The organism is Ruminococcus sp. HUN007 (genome assembly GCF_000712055.1).
Lineage (GTDB): Bacteria > Bacillota > Clostridia > Oscillospirales > Ruminococcaceae > HUN007.
The window spans coordinates 760161-784705 of sequence record NZ_JOOA01000002.1 but is presented as its reverse complement, the minus strand read 5'-3'; the positions used below and the strand labels follow the sequence as shown (position 1 = coordinate 784705).

Below are 24545 nucleotides of genomic sequence, written 5' to 3'. Positions count from 1 at the left end.
ATGATAACATGAAGCATCTTCTAATAGTTGACGACGACAAGACCAATCTCACAATGGCCCGCAATGCTCTGAGCGATGTGTACAGAATCACCGCCGTACTATCCGGAGATCAGGCGCTTCGTTTCCTTGCATCAAATATACCGGACCTCATTCTTCTTGATATAAACATGCCTGATATGGATGGCTATGAAGTAATGACAGCTATAAGAAAAGACGACAGGCTTCAGTATGTTCCTGTTATTTTCCTTACAGCAGACAGCGAAGCAGAAACTGAATGCCGCTGCCTTGAAGCCGGTGCTGTTGATTTTATCACCAAGCCTTTTATTCCGCTTGTAATGCGTTCAAGAATAAGCAGAATACTTGAACTTGAAGAACTGAGGACCAGCCTTCGCCGCAAGCTCGACCAGAAGATACAGGAAGTTTCAGTTATGCGGGAGCGCTCCAGCCATGACGGACTTACCGGACTGCTTAACAGAAATTCAGCGGCTGAAGCGGTCAACAGTCTGCTTTCTTCGGAAGGAAACGGAACACTGTTCATGATAGACATGGACAATTTTAAGATAATAAATGATGTATACGGCCATGCTGCCGGAGACAGTGTGCTTAAAATGTTTGCCCGGACGCTGGAGGAACATTCCGGGGAGGGCGATGTGATCTGCCGTCTTGGCGGTGACGAATTTGTCATGTTTATAAAGAAAAGCAGATCTGCCGAAGAACTCAGTGCGCTTGCCGGAGCAATAATTGAAGATCTGACCGCAAAAGTCCATGACGCAGGATACAATACCGGTACGACTGCATCGGTCGGCATATCGTTCTTCCCGACTGACGGCGATGATTTTGCTTCGCTTTGCCACAGTGCTGACAAGGCACTGTATTTCGTGAAACAGAACGGTAAGGGAGCCTTCCATTTTTACCGTGATGAAAAAGCTGATGACAAAAAACGTACAGAAAATCTTGTTGATCTGGGATATCTTAATGATTATCTTGCCCGTTCAGATGCCAGCAACGGTTCATATATTCTCAATCTTGAATCGTTCAGCCATGTGTACAATTTTATCAGACGTATAGTCAGACGCAGTGCGAGTGATGTTCAGACTCTGCTGTTCACCTTTACTTTTCCTGTAAGTCATGACACAGATTATGAAAGAACGCTTGAAATATTTGAAAAGGCTGTTTTTGCGTCTCTCAGGCGTGTTGATGTATCGACCAGATATTCAGGAAGGCAGATACTCGTTGTGCTTATGAATGCTGATGAGGAGGACTGCGGGCAGATCGCAGGCAGAATAATGGACAATTTCAGAAGCATATATACCGGTCCTGAGGTTGATATCCGTTATGAGACGGAACGGCTTGAAAGCAAAGGTCAGGGATGCACTGACTGATAAGCGGTTCCCCGGGAAAACAACATTACTAAGGCGTATAGGGATGAAAAAATGAAATTAAGGAAAAGAATTGGTGTTCTGGTCACGGCATTTCTTCTTGTAATGCAGATCGGGACAGGTTTTGTAAGCTCCGAGGATGACGGAAAAGACCTTCTTGAGAACAAGTCGCTGAATGAGCTTGACACACTGAAGGTAAAGAACAACGTCAGGCTTGATACGCTTCAGAGGGGAATTGAGCAGGCAAGAAAGCAGTATGAGGCTGCTTCGAAAAGTGAAAGTGCCAAAAAGGAATATATAAAAAAGCTTGATGAAAAGATGGCACTGAGAAATGAAAATCTCGAATGCACTGTCCGTCAGATAAACATGCTCGAGACTGAAGCTTATAATACAAGTGAAATGATGACGGATATCGAGTCGGAAATGTCGGGCTTTCGTGAGGATACGGAAGAAGCACTTAAGCTGTTCAAGCAGCGTCTCCGTGTTTCGTATATGTCAAAGCCGGATAATCTTTCCTCTGTTCTTATGGGTTCTTCAAGCGTTTCCGAGATAATTTCAAGAGCTGAACTTGTTTCAAGGATCGCGGAAAAGGACAGGAAGACACTTGACGCACTTGAAAAGAAGCTGGAAGAACTCAGTGTTCTGGATGACCAGCTGAAGTTCAAAAAACAGATAGTTGACGAAAACCTTGCTTCAGTATCGGAAAGAAAAGCTGAACTGGATGAAGAACTGGCGGAAATGAAGGAAGACTATGAAAACATCAGGTCTGAACTCGAAAAGATCACGGAAGAGAAGAACCGGTACAAAAATGAATACGATGCCCAAAAAGCTGCTGTTGCTGAAAAGCAGAAGGAACAGGAGAAGATCACAAAGGCCATAAAGGCAGAACAGGCGAGACTCAAGGAAGAAATGGAAAAACTCGAGGAGGAAGCCCGTAAACAGAAGACGATACCCGGAGGAGTAAAGAAGAAAAACACAGGACCTTCACAGATAAATGTATCTTCATCGTCAGCGAACATGCTCTGGCCGGTGCCGGGATATACAAGTCATTCAAGCTTTTACGGATACAGAGAGTTTGACCAGAGTGATCACAAGGCGATTGATATTCAGGGAAACCCGAACGACACTATCGAATTCGCAAAGATCTATGCTGCTGAAAACGGTACGGTAGTTACGGCATGCAACTACTGCACACATTCATACGGAAAGAACTACAGCTGCGGATGCGGCGGCGGATACGGCAACTACATAGTTCTTCAGCACGATGATGGCGTTTACCAGACAGTTTATGCACACTGCTACACCATCTATGTTTCCGAGGGCGAGCATGTAAGAAAAGGTCAGCTCATAGGACTGGTGGGTTCTACCGGATATTCAACAGGACCACATCTCCATTTTGAAGTCAGAAAGAACGGAGAGAAGACAAATCCGGACAGTTATACATATATCAATTACGGATGATATCGTCGTATTTTGACGTTTCATCCGTAATTTGTATTGTTTGAAAAGAGTACAATTAATGCTGCCGTAACTAATGATTCTGAAATGAAATCGTTCTGTAACCAAATTGAAATAAATAAGCTCTTTAATCATCAGATGTTGTGTGATATGTTCAAAAAAGATACTGGAAATTTTCTGTATTAATATGTTGTAATATTGCACAGATAATGTTATAATAATAACAAGATTTTGATAATCATGTCGGTTTTGATAATGTAGCAGTAAATTACTGACATGAAATGGGAATCAAAGGGTTTTATGATTTTTTAAGAACAGGGGATGATTTTATGAGTTTGTTTGGTAAGAAGAAATGTTGTGCGTGCGGAGAGAATATCGGGGCCTTCTACAGAAAAAAGCTGCCTTGCGGTTTTATCTGTGAAAAATGCAGCCATCAGATCTCACCGCTGGTCAAGTACACCAGATTTACTGATGCTGAAAAGCTGAAAGAACATCTGGAGTACAGAAAGGAGAGTTCGGAACTTCTTGAAAAGTTCCAGATCACACGCATCATAGGGGAAAAAGAGCGTATTGTGATCGACGACAAAAACAAGCTTGTTCTTTTCGCTGCAGAAGGAGACAAGTGGACAAAGTACCAGCCGGATGTAATTCATTTTGACCAGATCACAGGTTTTGATGAGTACATTGAAGTTATCGATTCAGGTGATTATTACGAAAGCTCGGAAGGCATTGAAAACGAAGTGCCTGACGGTTATGTAAGCTGTAATTTCAGTTTCATTCTCACCATCGATTCGCCATGGTTCAGTGTAATTCCGATCCGGGTAAACCGTGACGAACTGATCACAGATGATACAGGTTCGGCAGAATACAGAAAATACAAAGAAATGCTCGATGAAGTCAGGGAAACATTCAGACCTTACTACAGAAGTGCAAGAAAGATAAGCTGATTATTTATGTTGGATAATGATAATGAAATAATTTCACCCCTTCGGTGATGACCGTTTTTTCAAGGTCTTCTGAAGGGGTGTTTTTATTTTTCCGGCCCTGCGGATTTTTCCGTCAGGGTGCCTTGAAACCGCAGATGAGCTTAAAATGAACTTCTTTTTTTATTTACAATAAGAAAAATATGTGGTAAAATAATATTTGTGATAATTTACAGGAGGAAAGTAGGTGGAAAGAGATGAAATACCTTAAAAAACTTATACCTGTTTACGGCGGATTTCTTCTTGCAGTGGTACTTATCTATTCCAGATTCGGTCTTCATCTTATAAACGGAAACCCTCTGCGTACAGCTGCAGGGATAGTTATAATGCTTTTGATGATAGGTCTCGTTATTTATCTGACTATAAGTGCTCTTCAGGCGGCGAAGATAAGTGAGCTTCCTGCCATAGAAACAAAGGCACCAGTGTCAGAAGTAAGAAGACTTGAAGAATTCACTGATTTTTACAGAAGAATGGCCGGAGCTAATCTCGGACCGTTTGAAAGCAGAAAAAGAGATATATATGACCTTTGTGTCAGCATGAAGCAGAAAAACGATAATATCCGGAAACTTCTCCGCGATTCGTTTTCGACTGAAGATCTTACCTATAACACTTACATGAGTACGCTTGATGAGGTAATGAAGATATTCAACAATAATCTCGGCGGAATAAAAAAGCGTATTGAGGTGTTCGACTATAAGAACTGGAGTGATAACAGAAACGATGAACATGCAGATGAATATATTTCTGAGGTGGATGATCTTTACCAGAAAAACTATGTTGTAATTGATCACATTGATGATCTTATGCATGAGCTTGTCAATCTTGATGACATTTCAGATGTGCCTCTTGAAAAAGTGACCAGACTTGTGGAACAGACACAGAATTATAAAAAAATTAAAGAAAGGCAGATGTAAAACTCATGAAAAAAGGACCAGTAATAGTTATCAGCGCAGTAATATGCCTTATAGGCGCAATACTGGGTATAGTTTTCGCTGTAACGGGAAATGACAAACCGGCGGGGAATGATAAATCAGGAATATCAGAGATCTCATCAGCGGAAGCACTCAAAGTATTTTCAAAGGCAGCCGGCAGAGTTTCAGTAACCGAGAACCATGCTCCGAAAGGAACTGTTTCATATGATGCAGTTACCTCCAGAGAGGAGCTCCCTGACATCGATACATCCTATCCGCTTGTAGTAAAACCTTCAGGCAAGGAACTTGTTGTCGAGATTTTCAGTTCACCTGAAAAGGCAGGTTCCGGTACAGACGGATGGCTTAAGGAACTCGCTGAAGAATACAACGACAGCAACCAGCAGGTTGACGGAAAAACAGCCGGCATTGCTCTGCGTTCAGTTTCATCCGGCACACAGATAGATTATATTGAGTCAGGAGTCTATGTTCCTGATGCTATTACTCCGTCAGCATCCATGTGGGCGGATATGCTTGAATTCAGCGGTACAAAGCTTGAACTCATTTCTGAAAGAATGGTCGGAAACGTTGCAGGTGTACTTATCGACAAAAAGACATACAGTGATCTTGAATCACAGTACGGCAGTGTGGATATTCAGACTGTTATCACTGCAACTGAAGAAGGAAAAATCACAGCGGGTTACACAAATCCGTTTTCAAGTACATCAGGACTTAATTTCCTTGCGGCAACACTCTACAGCTACGACAAGGCTGACCCGCTGAGTGCTGCAGCAGTTGAAGGCTTCAACAAGTTCCAGAATAACGTTCCTTTTGTAGCCTACAACACTCTTCAGATGAGAGACGCTGCATCGAACAATACTTTCACAAGCTTTATTCTTGAATATCAGGGTTACTATAATAACATTGACCTTAAGAATAATTATGAATTTCTTCCTTACGGTATAAGACACGATAATCCGCTCTATGCAGTAAAGGGCATTTCAGCTGAAAAAACGGATCTGCTTAAAGCTTTCAGCGCTTACTGTTCAACAGATGCTGCGAAAAAGCGTTCGACAGATTACGGCTTTAACCAGCTTGACAGCTATAAGGACAGCATCCCTGCTACTGACGGCCAGAAATGGTCACAGATGCAGAAGGTATGGAAGAAGAACAAGAATACAGCAAAACCGATCGCTGCAGTATTCGTGCTCGATACATCAGGCTCAATGTCCGGTGAACCTATAAATGCACTCAAGAGTTCGCTTACAAACAGTATCCGTTATATCAACACCACAAATTATGTCGGCGTAATAAGCTATGCATCCGACGTGAACATAGATCTTCCTATCGGCATTTTCGACATCAATCAGCAGGCGCTTTTCCAGGGTGCGGTCGATCAGCTGCATGCTTCAGGAAGCACAGCGACTTACTCGGCTCTTGCCCAGGCTTCAATTATGCTTGATGAGTTTATGAAAACCACACCGAACGTTCAGCCAATGATATTCCTTCTGAGTGACGGCGAACAGAATGTAGGGGCATCATTCAACGATATCAGGGCAGCCGTAAAGAGCTTAAAAACACCGATCTATACTATCGGATACAACGCAGACCTTGATGAACTCAAAAAGATCTCATCTATAAACGAAGCGGCAAGTATTGATGCGGCAAGCGAAGACGTCGTTTATCAGTTAAAGAATCTTTTCAACGCAAATCTCTGAGGAAAGTTTTATGTATTCTACAGAAATGAAAAAAGCGGTATCGTCAGCACAAAGCTGTATAGATCTGTGCTGCGGTCCGAACAACGTTGCTGTACGTTCTGCAGAACTTATTTCAGCCTTTGCAAAATATCTCGATGTCCTTGATCCTTCAGGCATTGATTTTACGAAGAGCGGTTTTTTTGCGGAAAGAAAGATCAGAAAATACTGGATGCTTTTTTCGGAGCATTACAGCAAAGTCGGAGTGATTACCGGAGAACTGAAAAAGAACAGGCTTGTAGCAGAGAATACTCTTGTTACCCTTAAAAGCGAGCTTGAAAACTATAAAACGGTACTTGACAGTTTTCTGACCGGATTTTCAGAAAAATGCAGACAGAGAGATCAGCGATCAGAAGATGGTCGCACTGAATATGAAGGGACTGCTTGAAAACACTGCTGCCGAGTATACAGCTCTTACGGAACGGCTTGCCGGTATAACCACAACGGCATCTGATGTATTCACGAATGCAGTACTGATCGCCAGAGTAAATTATCAGATAAATCTTACAGGCGGTGAACAGATCTCAGGAGTTTACGAAACAGCTGATATAGCCGGATTTCGCAGCGGCTTCAGCAGATTGTACAGTATGTGCAGATGAAATATGAGAAGCGCACAGGTGAACCGGGTTTCCGGTACAGCATACTGTCAGCGCTTCTTTTTTAAAGATAAAATAAAACGGGAGACAAATTAATATGGAGCTAAACAGAAATTTCTATCGCCTTCACGCAAAGAAAATAGTGAACAGAAATGAAGAAGAGATCCAGTCTGAAGAAATTCAGACAAAGCAGGAAGAACACATGAATTTCATTTCGTACGTTGAAAATACGATGGAGACTTTTGAGGAAAAGCCTTTCTGTGATGCTGACGCTCTTGTGTTTTCATGGCTTGCGTATATCGACTTTCCTGAAAACTGTATTCCGGACGATGCGGTACGGTTAGGAGATCTTTATAAGGCCGAACTTTTTGAACAGTTGTTCAGAACAGCAGTAGCCTATGATGAAACAAAGGCACTTTTCTGCGCAGCTGCAGCAAGCCCGCGTTTCCGTGACACAGGCGTGAGCCATTACGTAAGCCGTCTTGATCCGGAAACGCTGAAGCAGTTTTCAGCTGTTAATTTTCATATTTCCGATAACTTAAGGTTCGTTGCTTTCCGCGGTACTGACAAGTTTATTGTAGGCTGGAAGGAAGACCTTTGTCTTGCCCTGGCGGATCCGGTTGAATCGCAGAAATCATCCGTCCGCTATCTTACCCGCTGCGCTTCAGGGTTTGACGGAGAGATAATAACAGGAGGTCATTCCAAAGGCGGAAATCTGGCGATATTTTCGTCAGCTTTATGCGACGAATCCATAAGGAACAGGATCACGAAGATCTATTCGTTTGACGGTCCGGGTGTGGATGATGAGGTGAACGAAGAACTGATCGACCAGATATATGACAAGGTAGTAAAAGTTGTTCCTCAGTCATCACTTATCGGTCTGATAATGGAAAAACGTGAAGATTACCGGATAGTGAAATCAGACGGCCGCGGATTCTCACAGCATATGGCGTTCTACTGGCACATAACGCCTGAAGGTGAGTTTGACTTTACGGACGATCTTACATACGACAGCCGTATTCTTAATGTATCTGTAAACAAGTGGATCGCTGACATGAACTACGAGGAACGTTCAAGGATCATACAGTCGCTGTTCGAGCTTTTCAACACGACAAATGCTGAAACTCTCGATGACATAGATTTTATGAAGGTGATCCCGGAAATCAAGAAAAAACTTTGATGACATGAATCCGGAAGCGCGTAAGATCCTTTTGAACAATGTCAAAAATATAATAACTGAAAGCGTAAAGAATATTCCTAAGGCTTTTGAAAAAAGAGAATAAGTATAAAAGATAATTCTTGTATACAAAAAATCAGCATATCCGGATCACGTAAATACGTGTCCTGTGATATGCTGATCTGCTTTCAGGGGAGCTTTCTGCGCCCTTTTGTAAGCTTTAAAAAGTATTTGTGAGATCAGATTACTTTACAACTTTGCCCCAGATCTCATCATCGATCTCGTCCTTGCCTGCAAGGCTTGTTTCAAGGAGAGCTCTGAGAATGTATGTTGCATCAGTCTGACGGTACTTTGAACCCTTGTCAGAGTTATCGATGTCGCCGTTTTTGTTTGATAATTCAACGTAGTTAGGATACTTTTTCTTGGCATCAGCGCTGATAAGATCATCGAGAACAGACTTGCCGTTTACTGAAACTGAAAGTACGTCACGAAGGAGTATTGTTGCATCGATCTGAGTAACCTTTCCGTCAAGGTTTACGTCACCTCTGAGTTCGCCTTCGGTCTTTGCAGGAGCAGTATGATCATCTGTACTGTCACCGATCTGAACGAGCGCACCGCGGAATGTCGGGTTTATAACAACAGGTGATCTGTTTCCGTTATCGTTGACTATACGGTTTGCCATAGCTCCGTCATCACCGTCAGCATCAAAAGGAAGTGAATAGTATCCTTCCGGAGCGCTGTCGTTTGCTTTAAGTGTGAAAGTAGCAATAACGATATCACCTGTGTAGTTGTTTGCGTCACTGTAAAGTGCAAGGAGAGTCTTTATGTTTTTAGGACCGCCTTTTTTTACGAATGAGTTGAGTGTAACATTTGAATATGCTTCGCTGTCTTCGTAATCTTTGATGTCAGGGTCTCCGGCTTCTGATTTTACAATTTCAAAGTAATCGGTGTTGACATCAAGCCATGAGTTTACAGCATTGAATCCGTCAGCGTTGTTAGTTACCTTTATCTTGACTTTGAATGTTTCGCCTTTCTTTACTTTGTAAATACCGGCATCAACTGTCGGGCCTGCTGTTCCTTTTGCAGCTTTGGTCACGGATACAGCCTGTTCTGCAGCGTTTACTGTCTGAACGTTACTGTATGCAGGATAATAAGATGCTGAAGCAGCGAACATTGCAAGAGCAAAAGCAACAGCTGCTGTTTTTCTGATTTTTCTTGACATTTGTATATAACCTCCATTATTTGTATTTGTGGTTTACTATATATTATACAATAAAAAAACTTAAATGTATAGTCAGATTCTGTGATCTACAACAAAATGCAGAAATATTTGTGCATTTCTTTATAAAATCAGTGTATTGTCAAATGACATAGGGTGATAACGCCTAAAATTGTGTGATTATTGCACGGAAACTGTCTTGCTTCGTCAGAAATTTCTTTGCTATATGATCTTTTTAATGTATAACTGAATGAATAATCACCGAAGATTCGAAGTTATCTGCTTAAAGAAATCCGCACTCCAGATATTGAGTGAATCAGTATCTCTGATAAACGGACGCACATCGTTTTTGGCATTTTCGAAATCTATTGAATCAAATCTTGAAAAAAGAAGATCACGTGTATCTTCAATCGAAAGATCTTTTTCAGGATCCCATGCTCCGGACTGAACGAGTCTGGCTTTCAGGTGCGGTAAATTAAGTGCTGCATTGCGGGAAAGATAAAAAATGTAATCGTAGAGATCTCTTCCTTTTACTCGCTGTTTCCAAGCACGGCAGATAACTGCATGAACTTTTCCGGCAAAAAGCGAAGGCATATCATACATCTTAACTTCGTAAGGTGAGGGAAGAAGACGATATTTATTCTCATATCCTGCCCATTCAGGAGGCATGGTATCAACTTCAAATTTGATTTTTATAACTTCATCTCTGGAAATCCCGCTTTTTAATGATTCTGAAGCATAAAATACAAGCATGTGTTCCATAGTGTTTCCCTTAAGAAATGCGGAACGTATTGCTGAATCTGTATTTTTTTCTTTCAGCGAAATATCAACGTTTAATCCCCATGAAGTGACTTCCTTTTTCAGAACAGGAAAATATGACGACAGATCAAAATCAGGTTCGGGACTTGTAAGAGAAAAATCAAGATCTTCAGAAAATCTGTTCAGGCCGTAGAATATACGCAGAGCGGTTCCACCGTAAAATGCAGCTTTATTAAAGAATCCTGCCCGTGAAAGTCCGCACAGAACAATTTCCTGTATTATCTCCTTCATCGCATTCTTTTTATCGGTAAGATTATTGGTCTGATAGTATTTCAGCATTTCTTCAATTGTGCTGTTCATTACTTTGCTCCTTTTTCAGAAATTTTATGAGATACTTTATATTGTTGCTGTGGTATTTGTCTCCGATTTCAAATATATCCCCGAAACTGAGAGTATAGAATAAAGCCCGGTCTATTCGCAGATCTTCAAAAAGCAGTTTCTTTATATCTTTCTGACTGGTTACCGGCGGCATAATGCAGAGTTTATCGCACAGGGCTTTTTCAGGGGATGCTATAAGAAACTGATACCCGTTTTCTTCTGAAAGAGAGACTCCGAACGGGTAAGCTTCGGCAGGAATGTCGTGATAATAGTAATTGCCAAAGAAATTACTGTATTCTTTTATTTTTTTCTTTTCATAAGTTGCTGAAGTTACAGTATACACAGCTTCAGGAATAAGTCCGTAGTAAGATAAGGCGTATTCAAAAGATATATAGGAAGGACCGTATATGGCTCCGGCCATAAGATATGCAGGAACAGTTTTATCATCCTGATACAGTCCGCGGACAAGAGAAATTATTTCTCCGGATTTTTTCATTCTCATTATCCTTCCTGCAGGATCACTGTAATTATTCAGCTTTTGTGATAACATGGATGCAGAAAAAATCATTATTTTCACCTCTTAATTGTATTATACACAATTTACCGGAGAAAATCAATAGTTTTTTGATTGCGTTTTATAAGAAAAAAAAGATCGTGCAGCTGACAGATGACCTGTACAAAAGATAAACAAATGTATAAACACGCAGGCAAAGTCGGCCGCGATCATCAGACTTTTGCTTGAAAAGTACGGTGAGCTGCCGGATATGCCGGTGAATGAGTTTACGGTATTTCATAAGCAGTTTGTTACAGCATAGACTGACCGCATTCTTCAAAAAGGTACTGCCGTCTCTGACGAGCCGACAGTACCTGATTCTTCTATTGACAATTTAGTGAAACAGGAGTATAATAATCGTAATTCACTAAAATGAAAAGGAGAGGATTCTATGTTCATAGGACGTCAGAATGAACTTGAGCTGCTGAATGAGCTGCACAGCTCGAAAAGATTTGAATTTCTTGTGCTTTACGGCCGCAGGCGTGTTGGTAAGACCTCGCTTTTGAAGGAGTTCAGCACCAGATCGTCTACTGTTTTCTTTTCAGCACAGGAAAAAAATGATGCTCTGAACCTTATTGATTTTTCCAGAACAGTTCAGAAGTACTTTGAAGGAAAAGATTTCGGAAGCTTTGAAAGCTGGGAAAAGGCATTTGACTATATCGGTCTTAAAGCTTCTGGCAAAAACAAAGTCACTATTATCATAGATGAATTTCCTTTTATAGCAGCGGAAAATCCGAGTATAAAAAGCATTCTTCAACATACTGTAGATCACTCGTGGAAAAACAAAAACATTTTTCTGATACTGTGCGGATCAAGTGTAAGTTTTATGGAGAATGACGTAATGGGGTACAAGAGTCCTCTTTACGGCAGATCCACATCACAGCTGGAACTGCTTCCTTTTGATTACCTTGACAGTGCAGAGTTTTTCAGAAACTATTCTTCAGAGGAAAAACTTGCGGCATACGGGATACTGGGAGGAATACCATGTTATCTTCAGACATTTGATCCTGAAAGATCGATAAAAGAAAATATCGCCAAAAATATTCTGCGTACAGGCGCATTTCTGACTGAAGAGCCACAGTCGCTTCTGAAGATGGAACTTCGTGATCCGGCAGTGTATAACAGTATTTTTGAAGCAATCGCAAATGGTGCGAGCAGAATGAATGATATCACACAGAAGATACATGAAGAACCTTCAAAATGCAGTAAATATCTGAAAACTCTTATAGATCTGAAACTTATCAGCAGAAATACCCCGTGCGGTGAGGAAGAAAGTTCACGTAAAACGCTTTACAGTATAAGTGATAATTTCTTCGCATTCTGGTTCCGGTATCTTTTTACTGAAAAAAGCTACTACGAACTTATCGGAGCGGAGGACGCAGCCAGAGAAATAACTGATCCTGACTCTTTCAACAATTATATGAGACTTATATTTGAAAAGATATGCTGCCAGTACATGAAACGCCTTGCCAAACAGAAAAAGCTTCCTTTTATCCCACATAAGATGGGAAAATGGTGGGGAACGAACAGTAAACTGAAGCGTCAGGATGACTGTGATATTCTTTTACTAAGCAGAGATAACCGTAAGGCCGTATTCTGTGAATGCAAATATAAAAATTCACCGCTTGATAAAAAAGAGTTTGATGCTATATGTGCTACCGCAGATAATTTCAGCGGTATAACTGAAAAGTATTTTTATTTCTTCAGCAAAGGCGGATTTACAGAATGGATCAGAGAAAAGGCAGAGAACGAGAAGAATATATTTCTTGTAGAACCTGATGATCTTTTTAATGTATAATCCGTATATTCATCTTGACAGCCGATGTGGTTTGTTGATATACTTTTATTAGCTAAAAAAACGGCACGTAAGTTGACTATATCAATTTACGTGCTTGTTTATATTTATGAAAAGGAGAAATGATGATGGGAAGAAAAGATGATCTTAAAGATAAAGCTTTGAAGCATACTGAAAAAATGGTGAAACAGTACTCCGATGAAATACAGAAGAGTATTCTGGCAACGCATGTATTTGGAACCGAATTTGTGAGAGATAAGATAACAGGAAAAAGAGCGGAGTTTGTTCTTGAAAAGTCATATACCGAAGAGAGTGTTTTAAAGCATTCTAACGGGAATAAACTTGCTGTACTTAACTTTGCAAGCTACAGACATCCCGGAGGAGGCTTTTTAAATGGAGCTATGGCACAGGAAGAGGCGTTATGTCACGCATCGTTCTTATATAATGTACTCAGTACTTTTCCGGATTATTATGAATGGAATGAAGCCAATTATAATATGGGTTTGTATATGAACAGGGCGCTCTATTCTCCTGGTGTGTACTTCTTTAATGATGACGAAAATAAGCATGTAACCGCTGATGTAATAACATGCGCAGCACCTAATCGTTCTGTGATGCTTAAAAAAGGAAGTATAAGTGAAGAGCAGAATGATCGTGCACTGAAGGACAGAATACGTTTCATAAGAGATATTTGTGATTCGCTGAATGTGGAAGTATTGATTGCCGGAGCATTTGGATGCGGAGTTTTTGCCCAAAGACCGGAGAGGGTGGCAAGTCTGTTCATAGAATTATTCAGTGATACCGTAGTAAAACAAGTAGTTTTTGCTGTACCGCCGGATAGAAATTATGCCGCGTTTGAAAGGGTGCTTTACAGCCGGAAAGATTGATATTGTTATGCACGCTTCTTCGTTTTCTATGCCTAGAGGACTTTTAAAACGGTTATGAGCATCAGCTAATTCGAGAATGTTTGAGTTACTTAATCAAATATGCTCTTTATAACTCTTGCCGGACTGCCTACAGCTATCATGTTTTCGGGGATATCCTTAGTGATCACCGAGCCTGCACCGATCACAGCATTATCTCCGATAGTCACGCCAGCAAGAACAGTTGAATTTGATCCGATCCACACATTATTACCGATGTGAATGGGTTTCGGTATCAGATCGTGGCGTTCTTCAGGCAGAATTCCGTGGTTCAGCGTTGCAAGCACCGTGTTGTGACCGATCAGCACTCCGTCACCAATATAGATGCCGCCCTGATCCTGAAATTTACAGCCGGAATTTATAAACACGTTCTTGCCGAGATGAATGTTCTTTCCGCAGTCGGCGTTGAACGGAGGAAACAGTCCGACCTCAACCGGCTCACCGATAAGCTCCGACATCAATGCATTGATCTCGTCGGGGGTATGGTAATGATTGTTGATCTCCATTGTGATCCGGATCGCTTCCTGACTGAGCCTGTGCATCGTCTGATGAACATCACATTCAGCCGTAACCTGTTTTCCGCTGGACATGAAGTCAATGAATTCTTTTGTTGTCATGGCTGTTACCTCCGTGTAGCTTTCTTTTATGTGCGCACCTGCAACGCTTTTGTTGTATTCATTATAACAAGACTTTCTGAAAATAGCAAATGCCTATAGTGAATACTCTGATATACTTTGCAGTTATAGTATAGTGATTGACTGTTAATGAATAGCGTGATAAAATAATAACGTGAACTGACACCTGAGTGGTGGATTTAAGGTTAAGTTATTTATGTAATAAAAACTGGGAGAGAGGTAAAAAATATGAAAATGACATCTGCACAGGCTTCAAAGCTTCTTCGTCAGCTTAATGATGAACTCCGTACACTTCAGGTGCGTGATGAGAATTCAAAGTCATTCTTAGCATCACTCGGTGAAGATGTGGAATCGGTTCGTCCTTCGTATGACTATGCTTCAATGCAGGAGGAGCAGATAAAGGTTGAACAGAAGATCCGTAAACTGAAGCATGCTGTAAATGTGTTCAATACAAATACGGTGATACCGGAATATGGTTTTACCATCGACGAAATGCTTGTATATCTGCCGCAGCTTCAGAAGCGTCAGACCAAGCTTTTTGCTATGAAGGACGCTCTTCCGAAGGTGCGTGAAAACGTAGGATTCGGAAGAGGCACAAATGTGGTTGATTACCGGTATGCGAACTACGATATTGATCTTGCGGAAAAAGACTATAAAGATCTTTCTGCTGAGATAGCAAGAGCGCAGCTTGCACTTGATACAGTAAACAGTACTGCCGAGCTGGAAGTTGATTTATAAATCAGAGTAAAAGCTCTTTCCGTTTACTGTTCACACACCCTTTTTATATCACAGAGTAAAAGTTTACGGTTATAGTTTTCCGTTATTCGTTATTCTACGGGACAGGTAATTGTTTAATGTTAATGTATCCATCCCGGAAGACTTCATTTTTTGTGTCGGACAGTAAAGAAAACTTTATCCGGCAGCGGAAGTTCGGTTTCATGCTGCCGGTTTTATTTTTATGAGTTAAAAGAATGAGATACCGGTGATTTTCTGACGGACAAATAAAGCCAAGAAAAATCGGGAAAGATATTCGTCAGTGTGGTAAGATAGAATCACAGCAGGCGAAGGGAGAAAGAACAATATGGAGTGGATGAGGATAATAGGCGATTCGATTCAGTATATTGAGGATCATATCACTGAAGGTGTAACGGCAGATGATGCGGCGAAAGCTGTGGGTGTGTCTCCGTTCTATTTTCAGAAAGGATTTGCAATGCTCTGCGGATTCAGCGCTGCGGAATATATCCGTAACAGAAGACTGGCTCTTGCGGGAAATGATCTTCTGATAACTGATGAAAAGATAATCGATATCGCCATGAAGTACGGGTATGACTCTCCGGACAGTTTTACCAAAGCTTTTACAAGATTCCACGGCGTTTCACCTTCATCCGTGCGCAGGGATGAGGTGCTTCTCAAGACCTTTGCTCCGCTGAAACTGAAGCTGTCATTAGAAGGAGGATATCTCATGGATTACAAGATCATTAAGAAGGACGCTTTTACGGTTATCGCTAATGCAAAGACATTTTCATACGAAGGTGCAAAGGAAAATGTTCCGCAGTTCTGGCAGGAACATTACGCATCAGGCTGCGGAAAATATGTAATGGGAATGTACGGTATCAATATCGACACCGCTATGGGCAGGGAAAATTTTGAATACCTTATCGCAGATCCGTATGATCCGGAAAAGGAGGTGCCGGAGGGATTAGTCACAAGAACTATACCTTCATTTGAATGGGCGGTTTTCCCGTGCAGAGGAGCAATGCCGGACGCACTTCAGGACGTAAACACCAAGATCTTCACAGAATGGCTTCCGGCGTTAAAGGATTATGAGTTTGCAGCCGGATACTGCGTGGAGTATTATGATGATCCGACCAAGTACGAAAAGGGTACTAAAGACGGGAATTATTACTGCGAGATCTGGATCCCGGTGAAGAAGAAATAAGCGTCAGAAAACTGATATTTAATTGATCACATACAACAGAACAGCCTTTCTGCAGACAGTCATACGCCTGCAGAGAGGTTGTTTTTTTATTGAAAATATGCTATCATAGACAGTATAAATACATGGGAATGATGAATTATAAAGGGGAAAAATACAATGAAGAAAAAATTTTTGATCGTACTTACCGCTGCTGTTCTGCTTCTTGCAGGATGCGGTAAAAGTGATGAGGAAAATGCAGACAGTGTCGCAGAAACAGATGTTTCAGGAAATGTGATCGAGCCTGAAACTGATGATGAAAAAGAAGATAACGATTCCGGAGATGATAATAAAGACAAGGATTCCGGGGACGATAAAAAATCAAAAGATGATAAGAAAAGCAAGGACGACAAGGATTCAAAGGACGATAAAGAATCAAAGGATAACAAAGACTCAAAGGATGATAAGGATTCCGTTGCTGAAGAGAATGATGAGAGTTCTGCCGAAGAAGTTACTGAGGAACCTGTTCCGGAATATTCATTTGATGTTCAGAACGAATACCTCGGTGCTTATGTAAAATCACTGGAGGAAGCGGACGGAGGTGCTACTCTGACGATCGAGTTTGTTAATGTATCTGATCAGGTCTATTACAAGAGCGATGAAGAGATGAAACCGGGTGCGACCTGGGAGAAATCTATCACACAGCCGAAGGAAAAGTGGCTTGCTGCTGCTGAAAAAGGAACGGAAAACTGGATCCATTATGAATTTTATGATAAGGAAAGCAACTGTATTTTCAAAGGCGGAGTTGTGTTTAAAACTGATAAAAACATTGAAGTGAAAGATATGAGGGTGTTTACAGAATAAGATATACTCCCCCGGAACCGTGATCTGGTTTTCGGGGGATAATTGATTATGGGAATTTCACATAGTTTACGTAAACGGGAGGCCGGAATGTTAAGATTCATACTTGGAGAGGCAGGTTCCGGAAAGTCATCTGCCATAATAGAAAGAATAAAGACGCATGCGGAAAGCGGCAGGAGAATATTTGTTATAGTTCCCGAGCAGTTTTCTTTTGAATATGAGCGTAAGATGTATCAGAAACTCGGAAGCTCTGTGTCGAACAGTATAAATGTTCTCAGCTTTACACGGCTTGCCCGCCTGATATTCGATACTTTCGGAAGCCGTTCCGGTGAATATGCGGACGACAGCACAAAGGCCGCACTTATGTATCTCGCACTTAAGGAGATACGAAAAAATAAATCATTTATGTTTTTCGGAAGGCAGGCGGAAAGCAGATCGTTTATAAACGATGCCCTTGAAATAGTCGCAGACCTCAGACGTGCTTCGGTTACAGCTGACAGTCTTGCTTCACGTATAAACGGCATGGATGAAAAGCTGAAGGAAAAGGCGTCGGACATATCCATGATCTATTCGGCTTACGACAGCATAATGACTGAACGCGGATTTCGTGACAGTCTTACAGATATAACCGAGGCAGCGGCTGCCGCCAATATGAATGACTTTTTTGAGGATACCGTCTGCTTCATCGATGAGTTCGATTCATTCAGTCCGGATGAACTGGAAATGATCGATGTCATGACAGCAGAGTGTTCGGAAATAAATATCGCTCTGTGTACACCGGAGACGGAAAAGAAGGAGAATTCACTGTTTTCGACTGTTAATACCACTTATGCAAGGCTTAAGGCCTTAGCTGAAAAGTACAGGACAGAACAGAAAACTGAGCTTCTTACGGAGAATCATCGTTTCAGAAACGATGCAGTTAAGAAACTGAGCGGAAGTATCTTCAGAAGAAGGACGGCTCCGGTTCCGTCCGAAGGAGCTGTACAGATAACCGAGGCGAAAGACCTTTACAGGGAAGCTGATTTTGTATGCTCATATATCAGAAAACTCGTTGACGAAAATGAATGCCGGTACGGTGAGATAACCATAGCTTCACGTCAGCCGGAGGATTATGACATCATACTTAAGTCAGCGCTTGAACGCTACGGCATCCCTTATTTTTCCGATGAGGAAACTCCGGTCATGCATACTTCCATAGTAATACTGATAACATCACTTCTTGATTTGTCCGGTATGAAAAAAATTCAGAGCGACGTTCTTTTCCGTTATGCCAAGACCGGTCTTACTCCGGTCTCACTGACCGAAACAGCATTTCTTGAAAACTTCTGCTACAAGTGGAATGTTGACGGGGCCATGTGGGAGGAAAGCTTTACTGATACCGGACTTTCCGGTACGGAAAGGAAAGAGAATCTTGCAAATGCCGAAGCACTCAGGATGAGACTTGCCGATCCGATCATTGCGCTCCGTAAAAAGATGAAGGGAAGCACGGCGGCGCAGATGTGCCGGTATATCTATGAATTCCTTGAGGAACAGGAGATAACGAAAAATGTCTCCGGTCTTATTGCAGAATACAAAAACAACGGAATAACTGATACAGCTTCGGAACTGGAACGTCTGTGGAACTGTATCATGGACACCTTCGATACGGTTGCTGAAGTACTGGGCGATGAGATTACAGATCCTTCTGAATTTGCAGAGCTGTTCACACTTATCGTAAGGCAGAACAGATTCCTTGCACCTCCGCAGAAACTCGATATCGTTTCGGTAGTGTCAGCTGAAAAGGCGAGAGTTGAAGGACAGAAGGTGATTTTCGTTACGGGCGCAAATGAAGGAATTCTTCCGTTTGCGGCAAAGTCATCAGGACTTTTGAGCAGCACTGACAAGGAAGCGTTTGAAAAACTTGGCATCGATCTCGGCAAGGACACAAAGCGCCTTCTGGCAGATGAAAGATTTGTGGTGTACCGTCTGTTTTCATCTGCTTCAGAACGCGTGATAATTTCCTATCCGCTCTGCGATGCACAGGGAGGAACACGCTTTCCGTCGTATATACTTAACCAGATAGCCGGCATGTATACGGACAATATAAGAAAACCGGCCGCGGAATATGACGTGCTGTTCTATTCACCGACACCTGCTGCCGCTTACCGCAATTACGTTCAGGGCATGTTCCGTGATGAGCAGGAAAAAGCCTCGCTGCGCGAAGCGCTTTTAAATATTCCTGAGTATAAAAGCAAAATAGAGTACCTCGATTCTATCGGTAAAGACGGAGTACACGCCGTAAGTGACAGCTCGCTTATTGGCAGACTTATGGGCGACAGAATACAGGTGTCGGCAACCTCGTTTGAAGATTACAGCGAGTGCCATTTCCGCTATTTCTGTAAATACGGACTTCACATCAGAGCCCGCGACAGGAGAGAGATGGATTTCAGAGATCTCGGAAGTCTTGTTCACAGCTGCCTTGAAAACATTCTTTCCGGATGCAGCACGAAGGATGAGTTTATCTCGCTGACTGATGAGGTCATTACAGAAAAAATTAAGGAGTTCGCTGAAAAATACAAGGCTGAAAACCTTGCAGGCGATTTCGGCAAAAATGCGAGACTTGATTCGAAGTTTGAAAAGTTTACGGAAGATACGCTGTATCTTGTGAACCATCTTAAGAAAGAACTGGCTGCTTCACAGTTCATGCCGGAAAAATTCGAGTTTGAGATAAATGAGGCGACCTGCGGGGAGCCGTTCCGAATAAAAGGGCATGAAGGCACCGAGATCATACTTAAGGGCAAGATCGACCGTGTTGACAGCTACACCGATCCTGAAACAGGTGAAAAATTCATAAGGATCATAGACTACAAGACCGGCGTTAAAAGCTTTGAACTTGAAAAGATACTCTACGGCATCGACATACAGATGCTTCTCTATCTTTTCTCAGTTACATCCGGGGGCGGAGTTTACGGCGATTCCATACCTGCCGGAGTTCTCTACATGCCTTCAGGATCGATAGAACTCGGACGTGACAGGACCGGAGACGATGATACCGAAGCGTATCTCAGCAAATTTTACCGTATGAGCGGTGTAGTACTGAAGGAACTGAAGGTACTCCGTGCTATGGAGGAGAATATAGCCGGTATATACATCCCTGCAAAGCTTACGGCAGATGCGGTGAAAAAAGGCACGTTTGAACTGGACAAAACAAGAAGCCGCTGCCTTACAAGACCGCAGTTCGAGCGCCTTCGCAGACATGTAAGAGAAATGCTTGAAAAAATGGCGGCCGATCTTCTTGACGGTGATGTAAGTGCACTGCCGCTTAACTACGATACACAGAAAGATGTCTGCAGATTCTGCGACTACAAAGAGATATGCGGAAACTTTCCTCGTAAGTACGAACGCTTTGTTCCGGACGATGTTAAGGAACTGAAAATGAATATTCTCGGAAGTGACGGGGAGGAGAAAATAGATGGGCTGGACTAAGGAACAGGAAACGGCGATAGATGCAAGGGGATGCTCGCTGCTTGTATCTGCGGCGGCAGGAAGCGGAAAAACGTCGGTACTGGTCGAAAGGCTTGTACGTATTCTTTCGGACAGCGAAAACAGAGTGCCGGCGGACAGAATGATCGTCGTTACTTTTACGAAGGATGCAGCTGCTGAAATGAAGCAGCGACTTACTGCGGCGCTGGCTGACCTGATAGAAAAGGATCCGGAAAACCAGTGGCTGAGTGAGCAGCAGCTTCTTTTGCAGAGTGCGAAAATATCCACTGTTCATTCTTTCTGCTTTGACCTTATACGTGACAACATCCATGAGCTGGAGCTTACAGGCAGCTTCAGAATACTTGATGAAACTGAAGCGGAACTTATGGAAAGCAGGCTTGTTTCGGAAATAGTAACGGAAAGATATGAAACACATCCTGAGATGACCGGGCTTCTCTACGATCAGTTCTGCAGCCGGAACGATACACCGATAGAGGATATCATTAAGGAGATCTGGAGATTCGTAAGTTCCATACCTTACGGAACTTCATGGCTTGAAAGCATATGTAAGGGATATTCTTCTGAAGGAAATACCGGCAGATATTTTAAGGACGAATATTTAAGATATATCTGCGGAGCTGTCCGTAATGCCTGCACGCTTTCCGGTGAATGCCTGGAACTTGCGGAGTCGGATGATGTGGGTGAAAAGGCTCTGGATATTATCAGAACTGAAAATGACACAATAAAGATGATTTACCGGACTTTATCCGGAAATGAAGGAACTCCGGAGGAGAGGATAAGTTCGTACGAAGAGCCGGCGTTCGCAGTGCTCAGAATGGCGAAAACAGTTACTCCGGAAGCAAAGGACAGCATAAAGGCGCTGCGTGACGGCTACAAGAAAATACTGAAGGAAAAACTTGTTTCAGCTAAGGAACTCATACTCTGTGCAGATGAGGACATTGCCGTGCACTGCCGCGTGCTTGAAGCATTTACTGATATCATAAAGGAACTGGAAGAAAAACTCTGGAAGAAGAAAGTAGAGAAAAGCTGCATAGGATTTTCCGATGCTGAATCGCTGGCAGTAAAGCTTCTTTCAGTACAGGACGAAAACGGAGTTCCGGTAAAATCCGCACTTGCAAAAGAGCTTTCGGAATACTACAAGGTCATAATGATCGACGAGTTTCAGGATACGAACAACAATCAGGACCTTATTTTCAGAATGCTCTCGCACGGAGGAACTGCCGGATGTCCGGGCGACGATCTGTTCATGGTCGGTGACGTGAAGCAGTCGATTTACCGTTTTCGTCTTGCCAACCCGAAAATATTCATAAACACAATGGAAAACTCGGAGGATTATTCTGAAAATAACGGCGGAAGAAATTCATGCATACGCCTTAACCGAAATTTCAGAAGTTCTGAAGATGTTATAGAATTTGTAAACTTCATTTTCCGCTCAGTCATGAGCCGTGAAGTCGGCGAGATCGTATACGATGAGGGCGAAAAACTGATAAAGGGTGCAGAGTTTTCGGAACGTGACAGGAAAACCGTTGTGGCCCTTACTGATCCGGATGCGGATGAACCGGTAACTCAGGCAGAATACACTGCACGTAAAATAGCCTCGATGCTGAAGGATGGGACTCCTGTTGATGACAGAAAAGGCGGCGTGCGTCCGTGTACGAAAAGGGATTTCTGTATTCTTCTGAGACGAAAGAAGGATGCGGCGGATTATATAAAAGCTCTCGCTGAATACGGCATTACGGCATACAGCGAGGAAACTGCCGGATATCTCAGTTCAAGGGAGATCAGTGTACTTCTGAATCTTCTGCGTATGACGGACAATCCGCTTATCGACACATCGCTTGCAGCGGTACTCATGTCTCCGCTTTTCATGTTCACTGACGATGAAATGATCATCCTGCGTCTTGAAAAAAGGACGGGACATCTGTACCATGCACTTCTTGACATATATAACGGTGATAACACCGAACAGATACCGGAGGAAATGAAACGCAAGGTGATCCATGTTATGGACACTGTTTCGGAACTGAGGATGCTTGCGGCTTCGAGAAGCCTTGTGGAACTTATTCAGTACATTTATGAAAGAACGGATTTCATTTCGCTGGTTTATATGCTGGATGACGGTGAGAAAAAGCGTGCCAATCTCCGCGCCCTGCTGGAATATGCACGGACATATCAGCAGGCATCGGACGAGGGACTGAGCGGATTTATAAGATATATCGACCGTACTCTTGAAATGAACGGGGACTTTAAGTCCGGCCAGACAGCTTCCACATCGGAGGACGTGGTTGCCATCAAGACTATTCATAAATCGAAGGGTCTGGAATATCCGTTTGTGTTCCTCTGTGAAACTCAGGCGCCGTTCAACAGATCGGACAGTCTTAAAAAGATACAGCTCAGCTTCGAAAGCGGTATAGGCTTCAGACTTCAGAAAAGGCGTGAGTTCAGACGCTACACAACTCTTCCGTTTGAACTTATAAACATACGGAACATGCGTGATTCCGTAAGTGAAGAGATGCGACTGCTCTACGTTGCGCTGACGAGGGCAAGGGAGCGCCTTTTCATCACGCTCGACACCGGAAAAGCGACAGTGCAGAAGCTTGCGGAATATGCAGCTTCAGCACACAGGGCCGGAGGGATCACTTCTGATCTTGCAGCAAAAGCCGGCTGTATGGAAGACTGGCTGCTGATGGCTCTCATTACACATCCGGACGGTAAAAAGCTCAGGGAACTCAGCGGAAAGGATATGTTCTTTGTTTCCGATGAAAAATTCAGAGTGGAATTTGAAGAAGCATCCGCGATGAGTGAAGTGACCGGAGAGGCTGATACCGAAACGGAAGAGATCAGCGCTGATCCGGAACTTACCGTAAAGATAACCGGACGCTTTGCATCAGTAAAACAGACGTCCGTTCTTCATGAGGCCAAGTTTGCAGTTTCGGATATTTCGAAGGATCATGAAAAATACGGAACAGTACTTAAGCGTCCGGCCTTTATGAAGGAACGCACCGGAATGACCGGAACCGAACGCGGTACAGCGATACACAGTATCCTTGAGCATGCTGATTTCAGAGCTCTTGAAAACGATCCGGCCGGTGAGATAAAGCGTGCAGCCGAAAAGGGATTTATCACGGCTAGGCAGGCTGAGGGCATTGATCCTGAGTATATAAAAGCCTTCACTTCATCGGAACTTTTCAGACGTGCCGTCTCATCAGAACGTATGGAGAGGGAACGAAAATTCCTTGTCCGTCTCGGTGATCTGGAACTTAATGATGCAGCCTTTGAAAAGTTTAAGGATTCTGACAGCATGGTACAGGGCATTGTCGATATGTACTTCGAGGAGGAAGACGGTCTGGTGCTTGTTGATTACAAGACCGATTATGTAACAGATATTTCAGAACTTGTGGAAAACTACTCGCTCCAGCTGGAGATCTACCGTGCTGCTCTGGAAAAAACAGAAAACAAAAAAGTAAAGTGTGCCGTTATCTATTCGCTGAAACTTGGAAAATACGCGGAAATAATGAAGCGCTGATAAACAATACAGGGAATATTATGGCTTACAAATACAAAGCATTAGTCGAGCAGTGACCTCAGTGAGGATATAGTAAACGCCATTGAGAATTCAGAATTTCTTATCGTAATATGTTCACCTTTTCAATAAAAAAAGAAAACGTTCTGAGATTTTTTCTCTGAACGTTTTCTTTATTTTGCATTGAAAAACCGTTTCCAAAATGATATAATCATAATGTTTAAATGCCCATGTGGGAAAACAGCA

At 42.5% G+C, this 24545-nt stretch carries 19 protein-coding genes; 15 read left to right on the top strand and 4 right to left on the bottom strand.

The genetic code is table 11. The annotated features are described in order from the left end of the window. The first annotated feature begins 8 nt into the window (after window positions 1-8). From CC97_RS07610 to CC97_RS07575, 8 genes are all read left to right on the top strand, one after another. Window positions 9-1382, top strand: coding sequence for a diguanylate cyclase (locus CC97_RS07610; RefSeq protein WP_044974480.1), 1374 nt, complete (start codon window positions 9-11; stop codon window positions 1380-1382). 51 nt (window positions 1383-1433) lie between these two features. Beyond that, window positions 1434-2840 (top strand): M23 family metallopeptidase, encoded by a 1407-nt coding sequence (locus tag CC97_RS21295; RefSeq protein WP_044974479.1) that lies wholly within the window; start codon window positions 1434-1436, stop codon window positions 2838-2840. A 326-nt stretch (window positions 2841-3166) separates the two neighbouring features. Continuing rightward, complete coding sequence (locus CC97_RS07600; RefSeq protein WP_044974478.1) at window positions 3167-3784, top strand: DUF4428 domain-containing protein; 618 nt, start codon at window positions 3167-3169, stop codon at window positions 3782-3784. A gap of 233 nt (window positions 3785-4017) precedes the next feature. Next, window positions 4018-4734, top strand: a complete 717-nt coding sequence (locus tag CC97_RS07595) for a hypothetical protein (RefSeq protein ID WP_044974477.1) — start codon at window positions 4018-4020, stop codon at window positions 4732-4734. A gap of 5 nt (window positions 4735-4739) precedes the next feature. Then, a complete protein-coding gene (locus CC97_RS07590) occupies window positions 4740-6446 on the top strand; it encodes a vWA domain-containing protein (RefSeq protein ID WP_049962760.1) in 1707 nt (568 codons plus the stop codon). Window positions 6447-6456: 10 nt separating this feature from the next. Beyond that, complete coding sequence (locus CC97_RS07585; RefSeq protein ID WP_044974476.1) at window positions 6457-6870, top strand: hypothetical protein; 414 nt, start codon at window positions 6457-6459, stop codon at window positions 6868-6870. After that, window positions 6839-7081, top strand: coding sequence for a hypothetical protein (locus CC97_RS07580; RefSeq protein ID WP_156036824.1), 243 nt, complete (start codon window positions 6839-6841; stop codon window positions 7079-7081). The genes CC97_RS07585 and CC97_RS07580 overlap by 32 nt, the downstream gene beginning before the upstream one ends. A gap of 94 nt (window positions 7082-7175) precedes the next feature. Then, on the top strand, window positions 7176-8258 hold the full coding sequence (locus CC97_RS07575; RefSeq protein ID WP_049962759.1) for an Mbeg1-like protein: 1083 nt from the start codon (window positions 7176-7178) through the stop codon (window positions 8256-8258). Between the two features lie 241 nt (window positions 8259-8499). Here the strand turns inward: CC97_RS07575 and CC97_RS07570 are convergent, their stop codons facing one another. The 3 genes from CC97_RS07570 to CC97_RS07560 form a co-directional block, all read right to left on the bottom strand. Beyond that, a complete protein-coding gene (locus CC97_RS07570) occupies window positions 8500-9477 on the bottom strand; it encodes a hypothetical protein (protein WP_044974474.1) in 978 nt (325 codons plus the stop codon). 255 nt (window positions 9478-9732) lie between these two features. After that, window positions 9733-10593, bottom strand: a complete 861-nt coding sequence (locus tag CC97_RS07565) for a nucleotidyl transferase AbiEii/AbiGii toxin family protein (protein ID WP_044974473.1) — start codon at window positions 10591-10593, stop codon at window positions 9733-9735. After that, window positions 10577-11107 (bottom strand): hypothetical protein, encoded by a 531-nt coding sequence (locus CC97_RS07560; protein ID WP_156036822.1) that lies wholly within the window; start codon window positions 11105-11107, stop codon window positions 10577-10579. Before CC97_RS07560 ends, CC97_RS07565 begins: the two co-directional genes overlap by 17 nt. A 448-nt stretch (window positions 11108-11555) precedes the next feature. Here CC97_RS07560 and CC97_RS07555 point away from each other — a divergent pair, with 448 nt between their 5' ends. Both CC97_RS07555 and CC97_RS07550 read left to right on the top strand, forming a co-directional pair. After that, the gene (locus CC97_RS07555; RefSeq protein WP_044974471.1) at window positions 11556-12962 is read left to right on the top strand and encodes an ATP-binding protein; all 1407 of its coding nucleotides are present in this window, start codon (window positions 11556-11558) and stop codon (window positions 12960-12962) included. A gap of 125 nt (window positions 12963-13087) precedes the next feature. Then, the gene (locus tag CC97_RS07550; RefSeq protein ID WP_044974470.1) at window positions 13088-13846 is read left to right on the top strand and encodes a TIGR02452 family protein; all 759 of its coding nucleotides are present in this window, start codon (window positions 13088-13090) and stop codon (window positions 13844-13846) included. Between the two features lie 89 nt (window positions 13847-13935). Here CC97_RS07550 and CC97_RS07545 read toward each other — a convergent pair whose 3' ends face one another. Further along, window positions 13936-14499, bottom strand: a complete 564-nt coding sequence (locus CC97_RS07545; RefSeq protein WP_044974469.1) for a sugar O-acetyltransferase — start codon at window positions 14497-14499, stop codon at window positions 13936-13938. A 246-nt stretch (window positions 14500-14745) separates the two neighbouring features. Here CC97_RS07545 and CC97_RS07540 point away from each other — a divergent pair, with 246 nt between their 5' ends. The 5 genes from CC97_RS07540 to addA all read left to right on the top strand — a co-directional run bounded on the left by CC97_RS07540 (window position 14746) and on the right by addA (window position 24302). Then, on the top strand, window positions 14746-15255 hold the full coding sequence (locus tag CC97_RS07540) for a hypothetical protein (protein WP_044974468.1): 510 nt from the start codon (window positions 14746-14748) through the stop codon (window positions 15253-15255). A 343-nt stretch (window positions 15256-15598) separates the two neighbouring features. After that, window positions 15599-16456, top strand: coding sequence for an AraC family transcriptional regulator (locus CC97_RS07535; protein WP_044974467.1), 858 nt, complete (start codon window positions 15599-15601; stop codon window positions 16454-16456). Window positions 16457-16612: 156 nt separating this feature from the next. Next, complete coding sequence (locus CC97_RS20510; protein ID WP_049962758.1) at window positions 16613-17296, top strand: hypothetical protein; 684 nt, start codon at window positions 16613-16615, stop codon at window positions 17294-17296. An 87-nt stretch (window positions 17297-17383) separates the two neighbouring features. Then, window positions 17384-20758 carry a PD-(D/E)XK nuclease family protein gene (locus tag CC97_RS07525; protein WP_044974466.1) on the top strand — a complete coding sequence of 1125 codons (3375 nt, stop codon included), beginning with the start codon at window positions 17384-17386 and terminating at the stop codon, window positions 20756-20758. After that, a complete protein-coding gene (addA, locus tag CC97_RS07520; RefSeq protein ID WP_044974465.1) occupies window positions 20745-24302 on the top strand; it encodes a helicase-exonuclease AddAB subunit AddA in 3558 nt (1185 codons plus the stop codon). Before CC97_RS07525 ends, addA begins: the two co-directional genes overlap by 14 nt. Window positions 24303-24545 lie beyond the last annotated feature (243 nt).

What these genes read in the sequence shown, in the direction of transcription:
- CC97_RS07535 (WP_044974467.1), top strand. Translation starts at nt 15,599, where the DNA reads ATGGAGTGGATGAGGATAATAGGCGATTCGATTCAGTATATTGAGGAT.
- CC97_RS07545 (WP_044974469.1), bottom strand. Translation starts at nt 14,499, where the DNA reads ATGACAACAAAAGAATTCATTGACTTCATGTCCAGCGGAAAACAGGTT.
- CC97_RS21295 (WP_044974479.1), top strand. Translation starts at nt 1,434, where the DNA reads ATGAAATTAAGGAAAAGAATTGGTGTTCTGGTCACGGCATTTCTTCTT.
- CC97_RS07525 (WP_044974466.1), top strand. Translation starts at nt 17,384, where the DNA reads ATGTTAAGATTCATACTTGGAGAGGCAGGTTCCGGAAAGTCATCTGCC.
- CC97_RS07600 (WP_044974478.1), top strand. Translation starts at nt 3,167, where the DNA reads ATGAGTTTGTTTGGTAAGAAGAAATGTTGTGCGTGCGGAGAGAATATC.
- CC97_RS07590 (WP_049962760.1), top strand. Translation starts at nt 4,740, where the DNA reads ATGAAAAAAGGACCAGTAATAGTTATCAGCGCAGTAATATGCCTTATA.
- CC97_RS07565 (WP_044974473.1), bottom strand. Translation starts at nt 10,593, where the DNA reads ATGAACAGCACAATTGAAGAAATGCTGAAATACTATCAGACCAATAAT.
- CC97_RS20510 (WP_049962758.1), top strand. Translation starts at nt 16,613, where the DNA reads ATGAAGAAAAAATTTTTGATCGTACTTACCGCTGCTGTTCTGCTTCTT.
- addA (WP_044974465.1), top strand. Translation starts at nt 20,745, where the DNA reads ATGGGCTGGACTAAGGAACAGGAAACGGCGATAGATGCAAGGGGATGC.
- CC97_RS07540 (WP_044974468.1), top strand. Translation starts at nt 14,746, where the DNA reads ATGAAAATGACATCTGCACAGGCTTCAAAGCTTCTTCGTCAGCTTAAT.
- CC97_RS07585 (WP_044974476.1), top strand. Translation starts at nt 6,457, where the DNA reads ATGTATTCTACAGAAATGAAAAAAGCGGTATCGTCAGCACAAAGCTGT.
- CC97_RS07595 (WP_044974477.1), top strand. Translation starts at nt 4,018, where the DNA reads ATGAAATACCTTAAAAAACTTATACCTGTTTACGGCGGATTTCTTCTT.
- CC97_RS07560 (WP_156036822.1), bottom strand. Translation starts at nt 11,107, where the DNA reads ATGAAAAAATCCGGAGAAATAATTTCTCTTGTCCGCGGACTGTATCAG.
- CC97_RS07580 (WP_156036824.1), top strand. Translation starts at nt 6,839, where the DNA reads ATGGTCGCACTGAATATGAAGGGACTGCTTGAAAACACTGCTGCCGAG.
- CC97_RS07610 (WP_044974480.1), top strand. Translation starts at nt 9, where the DNA reads ATGAAGCATCTTCTAATAGTTGACGACGACAAGACCAATCTCACAATG.
- CC97_RS07555 (WP_044974471.1), top strand. Translation starts at nt 11,556, where the DNA reads ATGTTCATAGGACGTCAGAATGAACTTGAGCTGCTGAATGAGCTGCAC.
- CC97_RS07570 (WP_044974474.1), bottom strand. Translation starts at nt 9,477, where the DNA reads ATGTCAAGAAAAATCAGAAAAACAGCAGCTGTTGCTTTTGCTCTTGCA.
- CC97_RS07550 (WP_044974470.1), top strand. Translation starts at nt 13,088, where the DNA reads ATGGGAAGAAAAGATGATCTTAAAGATAAAGCTTTGAAGCATACTGAA.
- CC97_RS07575 (WP_049962759.1), top strand. Translation starts at nt 7,176, where the DNA reads ATGGAGCTAAACAGAAATTTCTATCGCCTTCACGCAAAGAAAATAGTG.